Source organism: Micromonospora sp. DT178 (genome assembly GCF_049841695.1).
GTDB lineage: Bacteria > Actinomycetota > Actinomycetes > Mycobacteriales > Micromonosporaceae > Micromonospora.
Genome location: NZ_JBNCKV010000004.1, coordinates 26,034 through 41,965, shown reverse-complemented (window position 1 = coordinate 41,965; position 15,932 = coordinate 26,034). Strand labels below are relative to the sequence as shown.

16 protein-coding genes are annotated in these 15,932 nt (G+C 73.4%); 11 read left to right on the top strand and 5 right to left on the bottom strand.

Translation table 11 applies throughout. The features are described 5' to 3' along the window. Window positions 1-42 precede the first annotated feature (42 nt). The 6 genes from ACLQ22_RS09015 to ACLQ22_RS08990 are packed head-to-tail and all read left to right on the top strand — an operon-like array spanning window position 43 to window position 5,886. A complete protein-coding gene (locus tag ACLQ22_RS09015) occupies window positions 43-984 on the top strand; it encodes an ABC transporter permease (protein WP_425691842.1) in 942 nt (313 codons plus the stop codon). Continuing rightward, on the top strand, window positions 981-1,958 hold the full coding sequence (locus ACLQ22_RS09010; RefSeq protein WP_425691841.1) for an ABC transporter permease: 978 nt from the start codon (window positions 981-983) through the stop codon (window positions 1,956-1,958). Before ACLQ22_RS09015 ends, ACLQ22_RS09010 begins: the two co-directional genes overlap by 4 nt. Before the next feature lie 27 nt (window positions 1,959-1,985). Then, window positions 1,986-3,056 (top strand): ABC transporter ATP-binding protein, encoded by a 1,071-nt coding sequence (locus ACLQ22_RS09005; protein ID WP_425691840.1) that lies wholly within the window; start codon window positions 1,986-1,988, stop codon window positions 3,054-3,056. Next, a complete protein-coding gene (locus ACLQ22_RS09000) occupies window positions 3,056-3,883 on the top strand; it encodes an ATP-binding cassette domain-containing protein (protein WP_425691839.1) in 828 nt (275 codons plus the stop codon). The genes ACLQ22_RS09005 and ACLQ22_RS09000 overlap by 1 nt, the downstream gene beginning before the upstream one ends. A 3-nt stretch (window positions 3,884-3,886) precedes the next feature. Beyond that, window positions 3,887-5,359 (top strand): MmgE/PrpD family protein, encoded by a 1,473-nt coding sequence (locus ACLQ22_RS08995; RefSeq protein WP_425691838.1) that lies wholly within the window; start codon window positions 3,887-3,889, stop codon window positions 5,357-5,359. Further along, the gene (locus tag ACLQ22_RS08990) at window positions 5,356-5,886 is read left to right on the top strand and encodes a nitroreductase/quinone reductase family protein (protein ID WP_425691837.1); all 531 of its coding nucleotides are present in this window, start codon (window positions 5,356-5,358) and stop codon (window positions 5,884-5,886) included. Before ACLQ22_RS08995 ends, ACLQ22_RS08990 begins: the two co-directional genes overlap by 4 nt. Before the next feature lie 23 nt (window positions 5,887-5,909). Here the strand turns inward: ACLQ22_RS08990 and ACLQ22_RS08985 are convergent, their stop codons facing one another. Next, on the bottom strand, window positions 5,910-6,863 hold the full coding sequence (locus ACLQ22_RS08985) for a quinone oxidoreductase family protein (protein WP_425691836.1): 954 nt from the start codon (window positions 6,861-6,863) through the stop codon (window positions 5,910-5,912). Window positions 6,864-6,873: 10 nt separating this feature from the next. Beyond that, a complete protein-coding gene (locus ACLQ22_RS08980) occupies window positions 6,874-8,139 on the bottom strand; it encodes an FAS1-like dehydratase domain-containing protein (protein WP_425691835.1) in 1,266 nt (421 codons plus the stop codon). Window positions 8,140-8,244: 105 nt separating this feature from the next. On the opposite strand from ACLQ22_RS08980, the gene ACLQ22_RS08975 reads away from it, so the two are divergent. Both ACLQ22_RS08975 and ACLQ22_RS08970 read left to right on the top strand, forming a co-directional pair. Then, window positions 8,245-9,048, top strand: coding sequence for a hypothetical protein (locus ACLQ22_RS08975; protein ID WP_425691834.1), 804 nt, complete (start codon window positions 8,245-8,247; stop codon window positions 9,046-9,048). Further along, window positions 9,045-9,860, top strand: coding sequence for an SDR family NAD(P)-dependent oxidoreductase (locus ACLQ22_RS08970; RefSeq protein ID WP_425691833.1), 816 nt, complete (start codon window positions 9,045-9,047; stop codon window positions 9,858-9,860). The genes ACLQ22_RS08975 and ACLQ22_RS08970 overlap by 4 nt, the downstream gene beginning before the upstream one ends. Window positions 9,861-9,876: 16 nt before the next feature. Here ACLQ22_RS08970 and ACLQ22_RS08965 read toward each other — a convergent pair whose 3' ends face one another. The 3 genes from ACLQ22_RS08965 to ACLQ22_RS08955 all read right to left on the bottom strand — a co-directional run bounded on the left by ACLQ22_RS08965 (window position 9,877) and on the right by ACLQ22_RS08955 (window position 12,542). After that, window positions 9,877-10,434, bottom strand: coding sequence for a nuclear transport factor 2 family protein (locus ACLQ22_RS08965; RefSeq protein ID WP_425691832.1), 558 nt, complete (start codon window positions 10,432-10,434; stop codon window positions 9,877-9,879). After that, window positions 10,427-11,248 (bottom strand): SDR family NAD(P)-dependent oxidoreductase, encoded by an 822-nt coding sequence (locus tag ACLQ22_RS08960; protein ID WP_425691831.1) that lies wholly within the window; start codon window positions 11,246-11,248, stop codon window positions 10,427-10,429. The genes ACLQ22_RS08965 and ACLQ22_RS08960 overlap by 8 nt, the downstream gene beginning before the upstream one ends. Window positions 11,249-11,327: 79 nt before the next feature. Next, entirely contained in the window at window positions 11,328-12,542 is a 1,215-nt protein-coding gene (locus ACLQ22_RS08955; RefSeq protein WP_425692141.1) for an MFS transporter, read from the bottom strand. 97 nt (window positions 12,543-12,639) lie between these two features. On the opposite strand from ACLQ22_RS08955, the gene ACLQ22_RS08950 reads away from it, so the two are divergent. From ACLQ22_RS08950 to ACLQ22_RS08940, 3 genes are read left to right on the top strand one after another with little or no spacing between them, the layout of a single operon-like run. Beyond that, window positions 12,640-13,539, top strand: a complete 900-nt coding sequence (locus ACLQ22_RS08950; protein WP_425691830.1) for an SDR family oxidoreductase — start codon at window positions 12,640-12,642, stop codon at window positions 13,537-13,539. 37 nt (window positions 13,540-13,576) lie between these two features. Further along, window positions 13,577-14,725 (top strand): acyl-CoA dehydrogenase family protein, encoded by a 1,149-nt coding sequence (locus ACLQ22_RS08945; RefSeq protein WP_425692140.1) that lies wholly within the window; start codon window positions 13,577-13,579, stop codon window positions 14,723-14,725. A gap of 10 nt (window positions 14,726-14,735) precedes the next feature. Continuing rightward, on the top strand, window positions 14,736-15,881 hold the full coding sequence (locus ACLQ22_RS08940; RefSeq protein ID WP_425691829.1) for an acyl-CoA dehydrogenase family protein: 1,146 nt from the start codon (window positions 14,736-14,738) through the stop codon (window positions 15,879-15,881). Window positions 15,882-15,932 lie beyond the last annotated feature (51 nt).

Genomic DNA, 15,932 nt, shown 5'->3' with positions numbered 1-15,932 from the left:
ACCGGCCAGTCCCAGGCACCACGCCCAGAGTCGAGGTAGGACATGCTCCGCTACGCCGGCAGGCGACTACTCGCGGCAATACCCCTGCTGTTCGTCGTCCCGCTGCTCGTGTTCGTCCTGATCGAGTTCGCCCCGGGGGACCCGGCCGCCGTCCTCGCCGGTGACGAACCGACCCCGGAACGCGTCGAGGCGATCCGCGAGGAACTCAACCTCAACGATCCGGTCCTCCTGCGCTACCTCATGTGGATCGGCGACGTCGTCCGCGGCGACCTCGGCACGTCCTTCCTCTCGGACCAGACCGTGACCGAACTGCTGACGCGCCGGATGGCCACGACGATGTCGCTGGTGCTCGTCGCGATGATCTTCGCCATCGTGCTCGGGGCCACCCTGGCGCTCGTGGCCACGCTGCGCTCCGGCGGCATCGTCGACCGGGTCGTCAACTGGTTCGCCTCGATCTCGATCGCCATCCCGGGCTTCTGGTTCGGCCTGGTGCTCGCCTCGGTCTTCGCGGTCGGACTGCAGATGTTTCCGGCGTTCGGCTACCAACCGCTGTCCGTCGGGTTCTGGCCGTGGCTCTCGCACCTCATCCTGCCGGGCATCGCTCTCGGTCTGCTCCCCGCCGCCGAGGTGACCCTGCAGCTGCGCTCGGCGCTCGGGCAGGTCATGAAGACCGACTACATCCTCAACGCCGAGGCCAAGGGGCTGTCGCGCGCCAGCGTCGTGTTCAAGCACTCCCTGAAGAACGCGTGCATCCCCGTCATCACCGTCCTCGGCTTCCGCGTCGCGGAGGTCCTCGCCGGGTCGGTGACCATCGAGATGATCTACAACATGCCGGGCCTCGGGCGCACCGCCGTCGAGGCCGTGCAGGGGCGCGACGTGCCGGTGCTGCTCGGCTTCGTCCTGTTCAGCACCACGATCGTCGTGCTCGTCAACCTCGTCGTCGACATCTCCTACGGCTACTTCAACCCGAAGGTGCGGTCATGAGCACGAACCGGCCCCCCGCGTCCCCGGTGCCGGGGAGCGAATCACCCGACGTCGGCGTGCCCGGCGACGGCCTCACCGAGACCGTCCTCACCGAGGTGCCCACGGCGGCCATCGGTACGGGTGCCCCGGAGCCGGTCGCCGCCCCCGGCATCCTCAAGAGCATCGTGCGTCGCCCCACGACGATCGTGGCCGGCGCCTTCCTGCTCGTGCTGACCCTCATCGCGATCTTCGCCCCGGCCCTGGCGCCGTACGACCCCGACGTGCAGGACCTGTTGCAGCGGCTCAGGCCGCCGAGTGCCGAGCACTGGCTGGGGACCGACGACTACGGCCGGGACGTGCTGAGCCGGCTCATCTTCGGGGCGCGGGTCTCGCTCTGGGCGGCGCTGCAGGCCGCGGCCGTCGCGCTCGTGCTCGGCCTGCCCCTCGGCATGATCGCGGGCTACCGCGGCGGCTGGGTCGACACGGTCCTCACCCGCGTCATGGACGCGCTCATGAGCGCTCCGTCGCTCGTGCTGGCCATCACCATCGTCGCGGTCCTCGGCTCCGGCATCACCAACGCGATGCTCGCCATCGGCCTGGTCATGGCCCCGCGCTTCTTCCGGGTGGCCCGCGCCGGCACGATGGACGTGCGGCACGAGACCTACATCGAGGCCTCGATCGCCCTGGGCTGCAGCACCCTGCGCACCGCGGTGCGGCACGTGCTGCCCAACGTGCTGCCGCCGATCATCCTCGTCATCTCGGTGTCGTTGGGCAGCGCCGTCGCGGCCGAGGCGAGCCTGAGCTTCCTCGGGCTGGGCGTCACGGCCCCCACGGCCAGTTGGGGCTCGATGCTCTCGACGGCCTCGTCGAACATGCGTCTCGCGCCGTACCTCGTCTGGCCGCCCGGCGTGATGATCTTCCTCGCCGTCCTCGCCTTCACCTACGTCGGTGACGGTGTCCGTCGCGCCCTCGTGCGCACCCGGTCGGGCAACTGACCGGCCCGGCCTCCACCAGGAGCTGACATGGCACGTGAAACGGCACCCGGCGTGATCGCCGGCACCAGGACCGACGCCGCCACCGTCCCGGCGGCGGACCTGCTGCGCGTGGAGAACCTCACCGTCGAGTTCCCCGCACCCTCCGGTGGGTGGCAGACGACCGTCCAGGACGTCTCGTTCTCCCTCAGGCCGGGAGCGTCGGTGGCTCTCGTCGGCGAGTCCGGGTCGGGCAAGACGGTGACCTCGGTCGCGGTGATGGGTCTGACCGAGGCGACCGGCGGGCGGATCGCCTCGGGCCGGATCGTCTTCGACGGCACGGACCTCACCGCGGGCAGCCAGAAGCAGTGGCGGAACCTGCGTGGCCCCGGCATGGGCATGATCTTCCAGCAGCCGATCCGCAGCCTGAACCCGGCCTACACCGTCGGGGACCAGATCGCGGAGTCGGTGCGCAGGCACCTGGGCATGAACCGCAAGCAGGCCCGGGCCCGCGCCGTCGAGATGCTGGAGCTGGTGCAGATCCCGCGGGCGGCGCAGCGGGTCGACGAGTACCCGCACGCGTTCTCCGGCGGCATGTGCCAGCGCGTCATGATCGCGATGGTCATGGCGTGCAACCCGCGCCTGCTCATCGCCGACGAGCCGACGACGGCGCTCGACGTGACGGTGCAGGAGCGGATCCTCGAGCTCCTGCGCGACCTGCAGGAGCAGACCGGTGTGGCACTGCTGTTCGTCAGCCACGACCTCGCGGTGGTGGCCGAGCTGTGCCAGCAGGTCGTGGTCATGTACGCCGGCGAGGTGGCCGAGAACGCGCCCTCGGAGCAGATCTTCTTCAACCCGCGGCACCCCTACACCTCCGGCCTGATCGGGTCGATCCCGAGGCCGGGCCTGAGCACCGGCCGGCGGCTGCGCTCGATTCCCGGTGGCATCCCGGCCCCGGGCGCGTGGCCGCACGGGTGCCGGTTCAGCAGCCGGTGCGAGTTCGCCCAGCCGGGCCGGTGCGACGTGACCCACCCCGGCCTGGTCCGGGTCGACGGCGCCGCCGGGCACGACGCGCGGTGCGTACGCGTCGCGGAGCTCTCCCTGGATGGAGTGACGGTCTGATGAGCCTGCTCGAGGTCGACGGCCTCACGAAGTCGTTCAGCTCCGGTCGGGACTGGCTCGGCCGGCGTACGAAGTGGTCGCACGCGGTCAAGGGGGTGAGCTTCACCCTGGAGCGCGGTGAGTGCCTCGCGGTCGTCGGTGAGTCCGGCGCGGGCAAGTCCACGGTCGGGCGCATGGTGCTGCGCCTCATCGAGCCGGACTCCGGGTCGGTGACCTTCGACGGGATCGACGTGCTGGCCACGAAGCGGATGCGCGAGCTGCGCCAGCGGATGCAGATGATCTTCCAGGACCCGTACAGCTCGCTCGACCCGCGGATGACGATCAAGGACGCGGTCGCCGAGCCGATCCTCGTGCACACCGACAAGGACCGGGCCACGCGTGAGCGGGAGGCCGTCGAGCTGCTCGACAGGGTCGGCATCGGCTCGCGCTACCTGGAGCGCTACCCGGCCGAGCTGTCCGGCGGGCAGTTGCAGCGGGTCGCGATCGCCCGGGCGCTGACGATGAAGCCGAGCCTCATCGTGTGCGACGAGCCGGTCGCGGCGCTGGACGTGTCGGTGCGGGCGCAGGTGCTCAACCTGCTTCGGGACCTGCAGGAGGAGCTGGGCCTGGCGTACCTGTTCGTCTGCCACGACCTGGCTCTCGTCGAGGTCATCGCCGACCGGGTCATGGTGATGGCCTCCGGTGAGGTCGTGGAGACCGACACCACGGAGCAGATCTTCGCCAACCCGCGGCACGAGTACACGCAGAAGCTGCTCGCGGCGATCCCCGTGCCGCTGCCGCGCGACACGCAGGGCAACCGGCTCGTCGCGCCGGGAAAGGTGGGCTGAACGGTGACTGACGCGACGGGACCGACCCGGACGCAACTGCTCGCGCGGTTCGCGACGACGACCCGCGACGAGGACGTCCCCGAGTCGGTGCGCGACTACGGCAAGCTCGTCGTGCTCGACTCGCTCGTCTGTGGTCTGGCGGCGGTGCGGTTGCGGCGCAGCCGCATGGTCCAGCGGGTCGCCGCCCGGTTCGGCGGCCCGGCCGAGGCGACGGTGTTCGGGCTGGGGCAGCGGGTCGCGGCGATCAACGCCGCGCACGCCAACGCGGACATGATGAACGCGTTGGACGCGGACGACACCTTCTTCAACTCGGCGCACTTCGCGGTGTTCGGGGTCGCGGCCGGACTGGCCGAGGCCGAACGGCTGCACGCCGACGGGGCGAGCCTGTTGCGCGCGAGCATCCTGGCCTTCGAGATCAACGCGCGGCTGAACCTGTCGACCTCGCTGATGGCCTTCGCCGACGGGCAGTTCCGCTGGTCGCCGCTGTCGTCGCACGGGTACGCCTCGATGGGCACGGCCGCGGCGTGCGCCGTCGTCGGCGGCTGGGAGCCGGAGCGCCTGACCCACGCGCTCGGCCTGGTCGCCTGGCTGGCCCCGCCGGCGAAGAACTCCTACATGGCCGAGCGGCGCTCGTTCAACGCGTTCAAGTACGGCCCGTACGGCGCGATCGCGCACGCCGGGATGCTCGGCGCGGCGCTCGCCGAGGAGGGCTACACCGGCGACCTGGACGTGCTGGACCGCACCCCGGGCTTCATCGAGGCGATGGGCTTCCTCGGCGGCGAGCGGCACGAGATGGTCGCCGGCCTGGGGTCGACGTGGTGGATCAGCGAGACGTCGCTCAAGCCGTACCCGACGTGCCGCTTCACCCACGCCGCGCTCGACGCGATCCGCGCGTTCCCGGGCATCCACGGGGTGCCGGTGTCGCAGATCGAGTCCATGGAGATCCGGCTGAGCCCGGCGGCCTACCGGACGTTGCAGTTCCGGGAGCCGGCCCCGCAGATCCCGGACACGCTCGTCGCGCCGCTGGACGGTGCCTTCAACATGCCGTACGCCGCGGCGCTGGCGCTGCTCGGGCACGCCCCGGGGCCGCAGTGGTACGACCCGCAGCGGCTGGCCGACCCCGAGGTGTGGGACCTGGCGCGGCGGATCACGACGGCGCCCGACCCGGTGCTCGACGCCGAGTGGGAGGCCGACCTCAGGGAGCACCCGGGTGGTCAGATCCGCCGGACGCGGGGCGCGCTGACAATCCGGGCCGGCGGCCGGGAGTACGTCGTCGAGTCGGACTTCGCCCAGGGCGACCCGTGGGACGCCGCGACGCGGGCGGACTGGGACTTCGTGGTCGGCAAGCTGGCCACGTTCTGCGACGGGATCCTCGACGCGGGCACGCAGGAGCAGCTCGTCGAGGTGGTCCGGGGCATAGAGTACGTCGCCGACGTCGCCGAGACGCTGTCACCGTTGCTGGCCGGCGCGCGATGAGCCGGGGGGACAGGATCGGTGCGCAGACGAGGTCGTTCGCCTCGTACGGCCGGTCGTGGCTGATCGTCATCCGTGGGCCGCGCGGGATGGCGTTCGACCGGTTCCTGGTGCGGCGGACCGGGTTCTCGCTCGTGTCGTTGCAGTACGCGTTGGCGGGCAGGTTCCCGTACCACCCCACGCTGCTGCTGACGACGGTGGGCCGTCGCTCCGGGCAGCTGCGCGAGGCGGCGTTGCCGTACGTGCCGCACGGGCCGGACCTGGTGGTCGTCGGCTCCAAGGGGGGCGGCCCCACGGACCCGGCCTGGGTGGTCAACGCGCGGCACCACGAACTCTGCTGGATCGTCCTGCGGCGCAGGACGATCGCGGTGCGGGCGCGGGTGACCGACGGGGAGCGCGACCCGGAGCTGTTCGCGCACGTCGTGGCGCGCAAGCCGAACGTGGGGCGCTACGCCGACCGGGCTGCGGGCTTCGGGCGGCAGATCCCGCTCGTCGTCCTGTCCGCCGTGTCGGGGGAGTCGCTCACCTAGGAGCTCCGGTCGTCGCGGCCCGCTCAGCCGGTGGTGAGGACGATCCGCCCGACGAAGTCGGAGGCCTCCAGCCGGTCGTGCGCGGCTGCGGCCCGCTCGAGCGGGTACGTGGCGGCGACCGCGGGGGCGGCGGCGACGGCCGAGAGGGTGAGGGCCTCGCGCAGCTGGCGGGCCACCGCCTCGGGCCCGGGCCGGCCGATGCCGCGCAGCGTCCAACCCTTGACCATGAGCCGACCCAGGTGCAGGTGGGCGTGGCTGTCGGCGGTGACGCCGCAGGTGACCAGCCGCCCGCCGGGGGCGAGGACCTTGAGCACGTCGGACCACAGGGTGCCGCCGACCGACTCGACGACGACGTCGGCCTCGCCGCCGGGCAGGGCGGCACGCAGGGACTCGACGACGTCGGGTCGGTAGTGGTCCACGACGTCGAGGGCGCCGAGGGCGCGTACGGCGTCGGCCTTCGCCGGGGCGCTGGTGCCGACGACGCGCGCGCCCAGGTGGTGGGCGTACTGGACGGCGAAGGTGCCGACGGCGCCTGCGGCAGCGACGACGAGGACCCGGTCGCCGGGGCGCACCCCGGCAAGGTTGACGACCGCGTCGTAGGCGGTGCGTCCGGCGGTGGGCACCGCCGCGGCGTGGACGGCGTCGAGCGCGGCCGGCCGCGGGAGGCAGTGGGTGGCCGGGACGACGGCGAGCTCGGCGTGGGTGCCGGTGGTCAGCCCGACGACCGCGTCGCCGGGAGTGAAGCCGGTGACGCCGGGACCGGTCCGCACGACGGTGCCGGCGACGTCCCGGCCGAGGATCGCCGGCCCGGTGACCGCCATCGCGTGGGTGCCGCGCCGGATGTAGGTGTCGACCCGGTCCAGGCTCGCCGCCTGGACCCGTACGAGCACCTGACCGGGGCCGGGCGTCGGGGCCTCGAGCTGGCCGAGACGCAGGCTGTCGGGGGAGCCGGAGTCGACGACGTAGCTGGCGAGCACGGGGTTCCTCTCAGGGCAGGGCGAGGGTGGCGGAGGCGATGACGTGGTCGCCGAGGCTGTTGGTGCCGCGGACGTCGACGGTGACGTGCGTTCCCCCGGTGGCCCCGGGCGCCGACTCCAGGCCGGTGACGACACCATCGAGGGTGAAGGTGTCGCCGGGGTGGTTCTGCGCGGCGAGGCGGGCGCGGAAGTCGACGACGCGGGCCTCCGGTCCGGCCCAGTCGGTGAGGTAGCAGTTGACCAGCGCGCTCGAGCCGAGGATGTTCATGTAGACGTCGCGGGCGCCCCGTTCGAGGGCCGCGTCGCGGTCGAGGTGCACGTCGTTGAAGTCGAAGGTCGCGGTCGCCAGCGCCGCGATGGACAGCTGGGTGACGGGGACCGGCCAGGGGGCGAGGCGCTGCCCGGCGCTCACCTCGGCCCCGGTGCGGGTGCTCGTGCGGCGTTCGGGCCGCGGGGCGGTGAGTACCGGCAGGATCTGGCCGTCGCGGGTGCGTCGGTGGGTCACGACGACCGGCATGCCGTCGTACACGAGGTCGGGGCGCAGGTCGACGACGTCGCCGCTGAGGCGGGTCCCGTCGGCGAGCTCGGCGGTGCCGACGAGGTAGGGGCGCTCGTCGAGGGGGTCGGCGGCGTAGCCGGGTTGCAGGTGCGCGGTCAGGGTGCCGGTGGTGCCGGCGGGCGGCAGGTCGGCCGGGGCGGCACCGACCGGGCGCACCGGCCGGGCGAGGCGGTCCCCGGGTGTCGCCGGGACCTTGGCCCGGGTCGCCGGGTTCCAGCGGAGCATCCGCAGGACGACGCGTCCGACCGGTTCGCCGTCGAGGGTGCGGTATTCGCTGACGAGGTCGACGAAGTGGCCCCGGCCGAGGCGGGTGGACTTCTCCGGGGAGACCGCGCCGATGGAGGGGAACTGCGCGAGGTGGTCGCCGGGACGCAGCGGGCGTACGTAGGTGTGCTCGGTCTGCACCGCGGCCACCGAGGTGAAGCCGCGCTCGGCGAGGACCTCGTTGACCCGGTCGAGGCTCTCGGCGTGGCGGTGGCTACGCCGGTTGCCCGGCAGGGTCCACATGTTCAGCGAGGTCGCCGGGGCCACGATGCCGCCCCAGGCGGAGCGGGCGGCCCACTGCGCGTCCTGGTAGGCGGGGTTCTCGTCGCCGACGGCGTCGCACCAGATGCGGATGGCTGCCTCGGTGACCGCGTCCTTGGCCCGGCGTGGCGGGTCGGTGAGACCGATCAGGGCGTCGAGCCGGGCGCGGAAGTCCGCGTCGTTGGCGGTCATGGGACTCCTTCGCGGACAACGTTGTCAACCAAGCGCTTGCTTGACCGTAATGGTGGCGCGCCCCTAGGGTCAAGGGTCAGCGCCCCGCCCGTGGAGAGGGCCGAGATGATCCCGAGCACCCCAGAGACCGCCACCCGTGCCTTCTTCTCGTTCCCGAAGGTGACCGACCCCGCCCGCCATCGCGACTACAACGCGTGGCACCAGCTCGACCACCGCCCCGAGAACCTCGCCCTGCCCGGCGTCGTCCACGGCGACCGCTGGGTGCGTACCCCCGCGTGCGAGCGGCTCGGCAGCTACCCCGACCTCGCCCTCGCCGGCAGCCAGTACCTGGCGATGTACTGGTTCGCCGAGCCGGCCGCGGACTCGATCGGGGAGTGGAAGGACCTCGGCGACCGGGCGATCCATCAGGGTCGGCGTCCGGAGCTGGCCTGGACCGAACGGCCGATGACCCGGATGTTCCGCCCCGTCCAGGGCTACGTGGCCCGCCGGGCCCTCGTCACCCTCGCCGCGCTGCCGTTCCGGCCCCACCGCGGGGTGCACGTCGAGGTGAGCCGCGTCGAGGCCTCCCTGCGCCCCGAGGTGGCCGACCTGTCCCGGTTCGAGCACGAGACCCAGGTGCCCGACCTGCTCGCGCGCGACGGCGTTGCAGGCGTGTGGACCTTCCGCAGCGCCCCGAGCCGCAGCGACCCCGACGGACCGGTCGCGCGGATCCGTCTCACCTACCTCGAGGCCGACCCGGTCGAGTTCGCGCGGGCCCTGGCCGCGGACCCGCTGCCGGCCCCGCCCGCAGCCCTCGCCGGCACGGCCACGCCGCTGCTCACCGGGCCCCTGGCCACCATCACCCCCTGGGAGTGGGACTGGTTCGACGAGCCCGCCGCCGCCGCGACGGGCAGCGGGGCCGCGGCATGAGCGAGGCCACCGGCGTGACCGGCCTGCGCGAGCGCTACGGGCCCTGGGCCCTGGTCGTCGGCGGTTCCGAGGGGGTCGGCGCCGCGTTCGCCGAGCAGCTGGCCCGGGCCGGACTCGGCATCGTGCTCGTCGCCCGCAAGCCCGAGGCCCTCGAGGTGGTCGCCGGCCGGGTCCGGGCCCACGGGGCCCCGTGCCGCGTGCTCGCACTGGACCTGCTCGACGCGGACGCGGCCGCCCGGATCGTCGAGGCCGTCGCCGACCTCGACCTCGGCCTGCTCGTCCTCAACGCCGGGGCGAACACCTACCGCAGTCGCTTCGTCGAGGCGGACCTCGCCCGGGTCCAGGCCGTCATCGATCTCAACGTCACCCGCCCGCTCGAGCTCTGCCGCGAGCTCGGTGCCCGGCTCGCCGCACGCGGCCGCGGCGGCATCCTCGTCGTCGGCTCCTCGGCCGGCTACCTCGGCCACGCCGACATCGGTGTCTACGCCGCGGCCAAGGCCTTCGCCCGGATCTTCACCGAGGGGCTGTGGCTCGAACTCGGGCAGGTCGGCGTCGATGTCCTGCACCTCGTGCTCGGGCTCACGGCCACCCCCGCCATGGAGCGGGCCGGCCTCGACCTGACCGGCGCGGCCGACCCGGCCGACGTCGCCGCCCAGGGGCTGGCAGCCCTGGGTGCCGGCCCGGTACACGTCGTGCGCCAGCAGGCCGAGGTCGCCGCGCGGCGCTCCGGCCCGGACCGGGCCGCCCTCGTCGCGGGCAACCACGGCGGGATGCACGCGATGCTCGGCGGGTCGACCCCCGGCCCGGACTGAGGGCCCGGTCCGGTGGCTAGGCACCCGGGCCGTCGGGCGGCCACGGGCGGCTGACCGGGTCGGACCCGTCGCGGGCTCCGCGCAGCGAGGCCTCGGGGATCGGCCACTGCCCGGCGAGGTCGTCGACCCGCTGCCACTCCGAGACGGTGAGACGTTCCCGCACGCGCCACTCACCCGCGCGCCGGGTGACGAGGTCGACGTAGCGGAACCCGCTGACGATGTTGCCGCGCGGCGGCTCGGACGTGCTGCGCTGGAACGCGATGCCGTACGTCTCGGCCCGGGCCCGGTCCGGGTCGACCGGGTCGAGCTCGACCAGGACGTTCGTCAGGTAGTGCATCGTCATGGTGCGCCGCGCCACGAGCGCGAAGACCACGTCCAGCGTCGTGTCCCGGTCGGCCACGGTGCCGCCGAGGGTGATCCGGGCGTCCGGGTGGAAGGCGCTCGCGGCGAGCTCCCGGTCCATCCGGTCGACGCCGCGCGCGTAGCGCAGCAGGGCCTGCTCGATGGCCCGCTCGGCGAGCAGCACGTCCAGCCCGACCGGGCCGGACGGGAAGGACCGGGGTTGTTCAGACACCGAAGCCGCCATCGACGTCGAGCTTCTGCCCGGTGACGAAGTCGGCCCGGTCGCTGGCCAGGAAGCAGGCGGCCTCGGCGATGTCGAGGGCGTCACCGAAACGCCGCAGCGGGGTCGAGGACCGGGCGACGGCCAGGGCGCGTTCGTCGAGGTCTCCCGAGGCGATGAGCCGCTCGGCCATCCCGTCGGTCAGCATGCCCGGCCCGACGCAGTTGAACCGGATGCCGAAGCGGCCCTCCTCGTTGGCGAAGGCCCGTACGAGCGCCTCGACCGCCGCCTTCGGTGCGCAGGAGAGGCCGTCCCGGACGGGGTAGCGCGCCGTCGCCGCGGTCGTGATCGCCACGACGTTGCCGCGGCTCTCCCGCAGGGCCGGCAGGCAGGCCGAGACCAGGGTGAAGAAGGCGGTCGTGTCGTTGGCCACCTGCGTGGCGAACTGCCCGGGGCTCACCGTCGACAGGTGCCGCATGGGCACGTGTGGCCCGGCCGCGTGCACGATCGTGTGCAGCGGACCGTGGCTTCCGGTGAGCGCGGTCACGAGCGCGGCGGTGGCCTCGGCGTCGGTGAGGTCGAGGCGGTGCGCCGAGTGCGTGCCGGACGCGACGGGCGGCAGTGCGTCGAGCACCTGCCGGGCCGCCTCGGCGTTGCCGCGGTAGGTGATCGCCACCGCCGAGCCCCGGCGGGCCAGCTCGCGGGCGACGACCCGGCCGATGCCGCCGCTGCCGCCGGTGACGAGCGCGACACCGGTGCGGTGGGCGAAGTCGGCGGGCACGGGCAGCGCCGCCGCGGGTGTGGTCGGGGGAGACTGATCGGTCACGACGAAACTCCTGGAGGGGGGCGGTGGACAACGGGAGCGGCCGGTGGGGGGCAGGAGGAGGCGGGGCGGGCCCGGGCGGTCACGTCGCGGGCAGGGGGGCGGTGCCCCCGCGCCGCAACCACACGATCACCGTGATCGCCGTCGCGAGGCACGCGGCGGCGTACAGCAGGAAGGCGGTCGTGGAGCCGAACCACGTGCTCAGCCCGCCGAGCAGGAGGGCACCGAACGGCATGCCGCCCCAGCCGAGGAAGTAGAGGCTCATCGCCCGGCCCCGCTGCGCGTCGTCGACGACCCGCTGGATGACCGTCTGCAGGATCACCATGGCGCCGATGCTGAACGAGCCGCACAGCAGCGCGGCCACCGCGAGCACAGAAACTGTCGCCGCCATCCCGAGCAGCGCGGTGCTCACGGCGAGCAGGCCGAGGGTCGCCGCGGCGTGCCACACGGTGGCGACGCGCCCGGAGAGCCGGGCCACGACGAGGACCCCGAGGAACGAGCCCAGCCCGGTCAGGGCCACGAGGACGGGGAAGACCGTCTCCGGATGGTCCGAGGTCGAGGCTGCCCGGACGGCGAGCTGGGTCGTGAAGGTGCACCCGAAGAACGCGTTGACCCCCACGATGACCAGGCAGAGCGCGGCCGGGGGCCGCCCCCGGGCGTGCCGGATGCCGGCGCGGACCTGCGCGGCCAGGCCCTCGCGGACCACCGGGGTGACCGGCGGGACGCGACGGGTGCGGACCGCGACCGCGGCGGCGACCGCGGCGAGGCTGAGCGTCGCGTACATCACGAACGTGCCCAGCGGTCCCCAGGCCACGAGGATCAGCCCGGCGACCGCGGGGCCGATGGAGCGGGCGAGGTTGAGCCCGGCGGCCTGGATCGGGACGGCGTTGCCGAGCGCCTCGGCCGGGACGGTGTTGGCCACGAGGGCCTGGGTCACCGGGGACAGGAAGCTGATCCCGGTGCCGGCGAGGAAGGCGAGCACGAGCAGCACGGGCAGGTCGACGATCCTGGCCGCGACCGTCGCCGCGCAGACCCCGGCCAGGGCGCTGGTCGCCAGGAGTACGCCGATCTGCAGCCGCCGCCGGTCGAAGGCGTCGGCCAGCACCCCGGCCGGGATCGAGAAGAGCGTGAACGGCACGAGCAGGCAGAAGAAGAGCGCGCCCATCGTCGCCGGGGTGCCGTCGACCTCGGTGAGCACCGACTGGAAGGCGATGTTGCAGCCCCAGTAGCCCCCCTGGGACAGCACCAGCGTCAGGAGCACGAAGCGGAAGTCTCGGAATCGCAGGGCCGAGAACATCGTCACGTCGTCCGCCGTCCTCTTGTCATTTCCGGCACCCTACCAAGCGCTTGCTTGCATCGCTAGCGTCGGATGTGGTTTTCTGGCCGCACCACGAGTGAAGGGGCGTGTCGTGAGCGGCTTCTGCGTAGGACGAACGGTGATCGTGACCGGTGCGGGACAGGGGCTGGGCCGGGCGCACGCGATCGAGTACGCCCGGCAGGGCGCCGACGTCGTCGTCAACGACGTCGAGAGCAGCCGGGAGGCCGCCCAGGCTGTCGTCGACGAGATCCGCGCAGCGGGCGGTCGCGCGGTCGTCAGCACCGGCGACGTCAGCGACTGGGCCTACGGTGAGCGCCTCGTGCGCGATACCGTCGAGACCTTCGGCGGGCTGCACACCCTCGTCAACAACGCCGGCATCAACCGCGACCGGATGCTGGTCAACATGAGCGAGCAGGAGTGGGACCTCGTCCTGCGGGTCGACCTCAAGGGCCACTTCGTCCCGATGCGCCACGCCGCCGCCTACTGGCGGGACGAGGCCAAGGCCGGCCGACAGGTCGCCGCGCGCGTCGTCAACACGTCCTCCGGCGCGGGGCTCATGGGCAGCGTCGGGCAGGGCAACTACGGCGCCGCCAAGGCCGGGATCGCCGCCCTGACCCGGATCGCGGCCGTCGAGTGGGCCCGCTACGGCGTCGTCGTCAACGCGATCGCCCCCTCGGCCCGTACCCCGATGACCGAGGCCGTCTTCGCCGAGGCGATGGCCGCCCCCGAGACGGGCTTCGACGCGATGGACCCGGCCAACGTGTCCCCCCTCGTGGTCTGGCTCGGATCCGACGCCGCACAGGGCGTCACCGGAGCCGTCTTCGAGGTCGCCGGCGGCGAGGTCTCGCTCGCCGACGGCTGGCGCCACGGGCCGGCCGCCACCAGGGGCGAGCGGTGGAAGCCGGAGGAACTCACCGACGCGATCGCCGACCTCATCGCCCGCTCCGAGCCGCCGACCCCCGTCTACGGTTCCTGACATGGGTACGGACGCGGCGCAGGCCACCGGCGCGCCGGTGAGCGACGAGCAGTTCCGGGCCGAGATCCGCGGCTGGCTCCACGAGGCCCTCACCGGGCCGTTCGCCGAGGCCGTCGGCACCGGCGGCGAGGGACGCGAGCACGAGGCGCACGAGCTGCGCCGCGAGTGGGAGCGCCACCTGGGCCGGGCCGGCTGGATCGGCCTCTCCTGGCCCAGCGAGTACGGCGGTCGCCCCGCGACCCTGGCCCAGCAGGTCATCTACCACGAGGAGTACGCCCGCGCCGGCGCCCCCGGCCGGCTCGGGCACATGTCGGAGCAACTGCTCGGCCCGACCCTGCTCGCATTCGGCACGCCGGAGCAGAAGGCGCGGTTCCTGCCCGGCATCACCAGCGGCGAGGACATCTGGTGCCAGGGCTACTCCGAACCCGACGCCGGCTCGGACCTCGCCGGGGTGCGTACCCGCGCCGAGCGCCGGGGCGACAGCTACGTCATCACCGGGCAGAAGGTGTGGACCTCGCTCGCGCACCTGGCCGACTGGTGCTTCGTGCTGTGCCGCACCGACCCCGGATCGACTCGTCACGCGGGCCTGTCCTACCTGCTCGTGCCGATGGACCAGCCCGGCGTCACGGTGCGCCCGATCACCCAGCTGACCGGCACGAGTGAGTTCAACGAAGTCTTCTTCGACGGGGCCGTCGCCGCCGTCGAGCACCGCGTCGGCGCCGAGGGCGAGGGCTGGAAGGTCGCCATGGGCACGTTGGGCTTCGAGCGCGGCGTGTCCACCCTCGGCCAGCAGATCGGCTTCCGCCGGCGCCTCGACGCCGTCATCGCCCGGGCCCACGAGAACGGCGCCTGGCAGGAGCCGGCGCTGCGTGACCGCCTCGTCGAGGCCTACATCGGGCTCGAGGTGATGCGGCACTCGGCGGTGCGGATGCTCGCGTCCGCCGCTGACGGTCTCTCCGGCCTGGAGGCGTCGATCTCCAAGCTGCAGTGGGCCACGTGGAACCGCTCGCTCGGCGAGCTCGCGGTCGACGTCGAGGGGGCCGGGGCGCTGCTCACCGGGCCCGGGTACGAGCTGGACGACGCCCAGACCCACTTCCTCTTCAGCCGCGCCAACACGATCTACGGCGGCTCCAACGAGATCCAACGCAACATCATCGCCGAGCGCCTGCTCGGTCTGCCCCGATGAGGTGAGGACGATGACCGAAGCGAGCGCCGACCCCCGGCCGGTGGCCGAGGCGTTGCGTCCCGAGGCGGCCGAGGAGCTGGCCCAGATCCGCGCCTCCGTCGTCGAGGTGCTCGACGAGCAGGCCGACCTGCGCCGGACCCACGAGCTCATGGTCGGGGCGCAGGGCCACGACCCGCGGCTGCACGAGCTGCTCACGGCCGAGCTGGGTCTGCTCGGTCTCGTCGTGCCGGAGCACCTCGGCGGGCTCGGCCTCGACGTGTCCGCCGCGACCGCCGTCATCGAGGAGCTCGGGGCCCGGCTCGTGCCCGGCGCGCTCGCGACGAGCCTCACCGCGATCCTCGCCGCCCGTGCCCTCGGCCCGAGCGCCGAGCCCCTGCTGGCGCGCGTCGTGGACGAGCAGCTGACCCTGGCCAGTGCCCTCGCCGAGGACGGTGCGGGCTGGGACCTCGAGCAGACCGCCACCCGGGCCACCGGCACCGGGGACGAGTGGGCGCTGACCGGGACCAAGACCCTCGTCGCCGGAGTCGAAGCCGCCCGGGTCGTCCTCGTCACCGCCCGGGACACCGGCGGTGAACTCGGCGTCTACGCCGTGGACCTGGCCGCCGACGGGGTGGACGTGCGGACGCACATGACGCTCGACCAGACCCGGCGGCTGAGCACGGTGCAGCTCCGCGAGGCCGCCGCCACCCGGGTCGACGCCCCCGGCGGCGAGGGGGCCCGGGTGCTGCTCGACCACGTGCGCGCCATGCTCGCGCTGGAGTCGGCTGCCGCCGCCCGCGCCTGCCTCGACCGCACCGTCGAATACCTCAAGGTCCGCGAGCAGTTCGGCCGCCCGATCGGGTCGTTCCAGGCCCTCAAGCACCGCTGCGCCGACCTCGCCGTCGCGGTCGCCGGAGCGCGGGCCACGGCCGACCACCTCGTCACGACGCTGCGCACCGGGGCCGTCACCCGCTCGCACGATGCGGCACTGGCCAAGCTCGTGTGCACCGACACGCTGATGACCGTCGCCGCCGAGGCGATCCAGCTGCACGGCGGCATCGGGTTCACCTTTGAGCACGACGCACACCTGTTCTTCAAGCGCGGCAAGTCGGCCCAGCTGCTGGCCGGTTCCCCGGCGACGGTCCGCGCCGAGGTGGCAGCGCTCGCCGGTCTCTGAGCCGGCTGCCGACAGCCGCGGCAGGTGACAGCGCACGACAGAGGGCGTCCG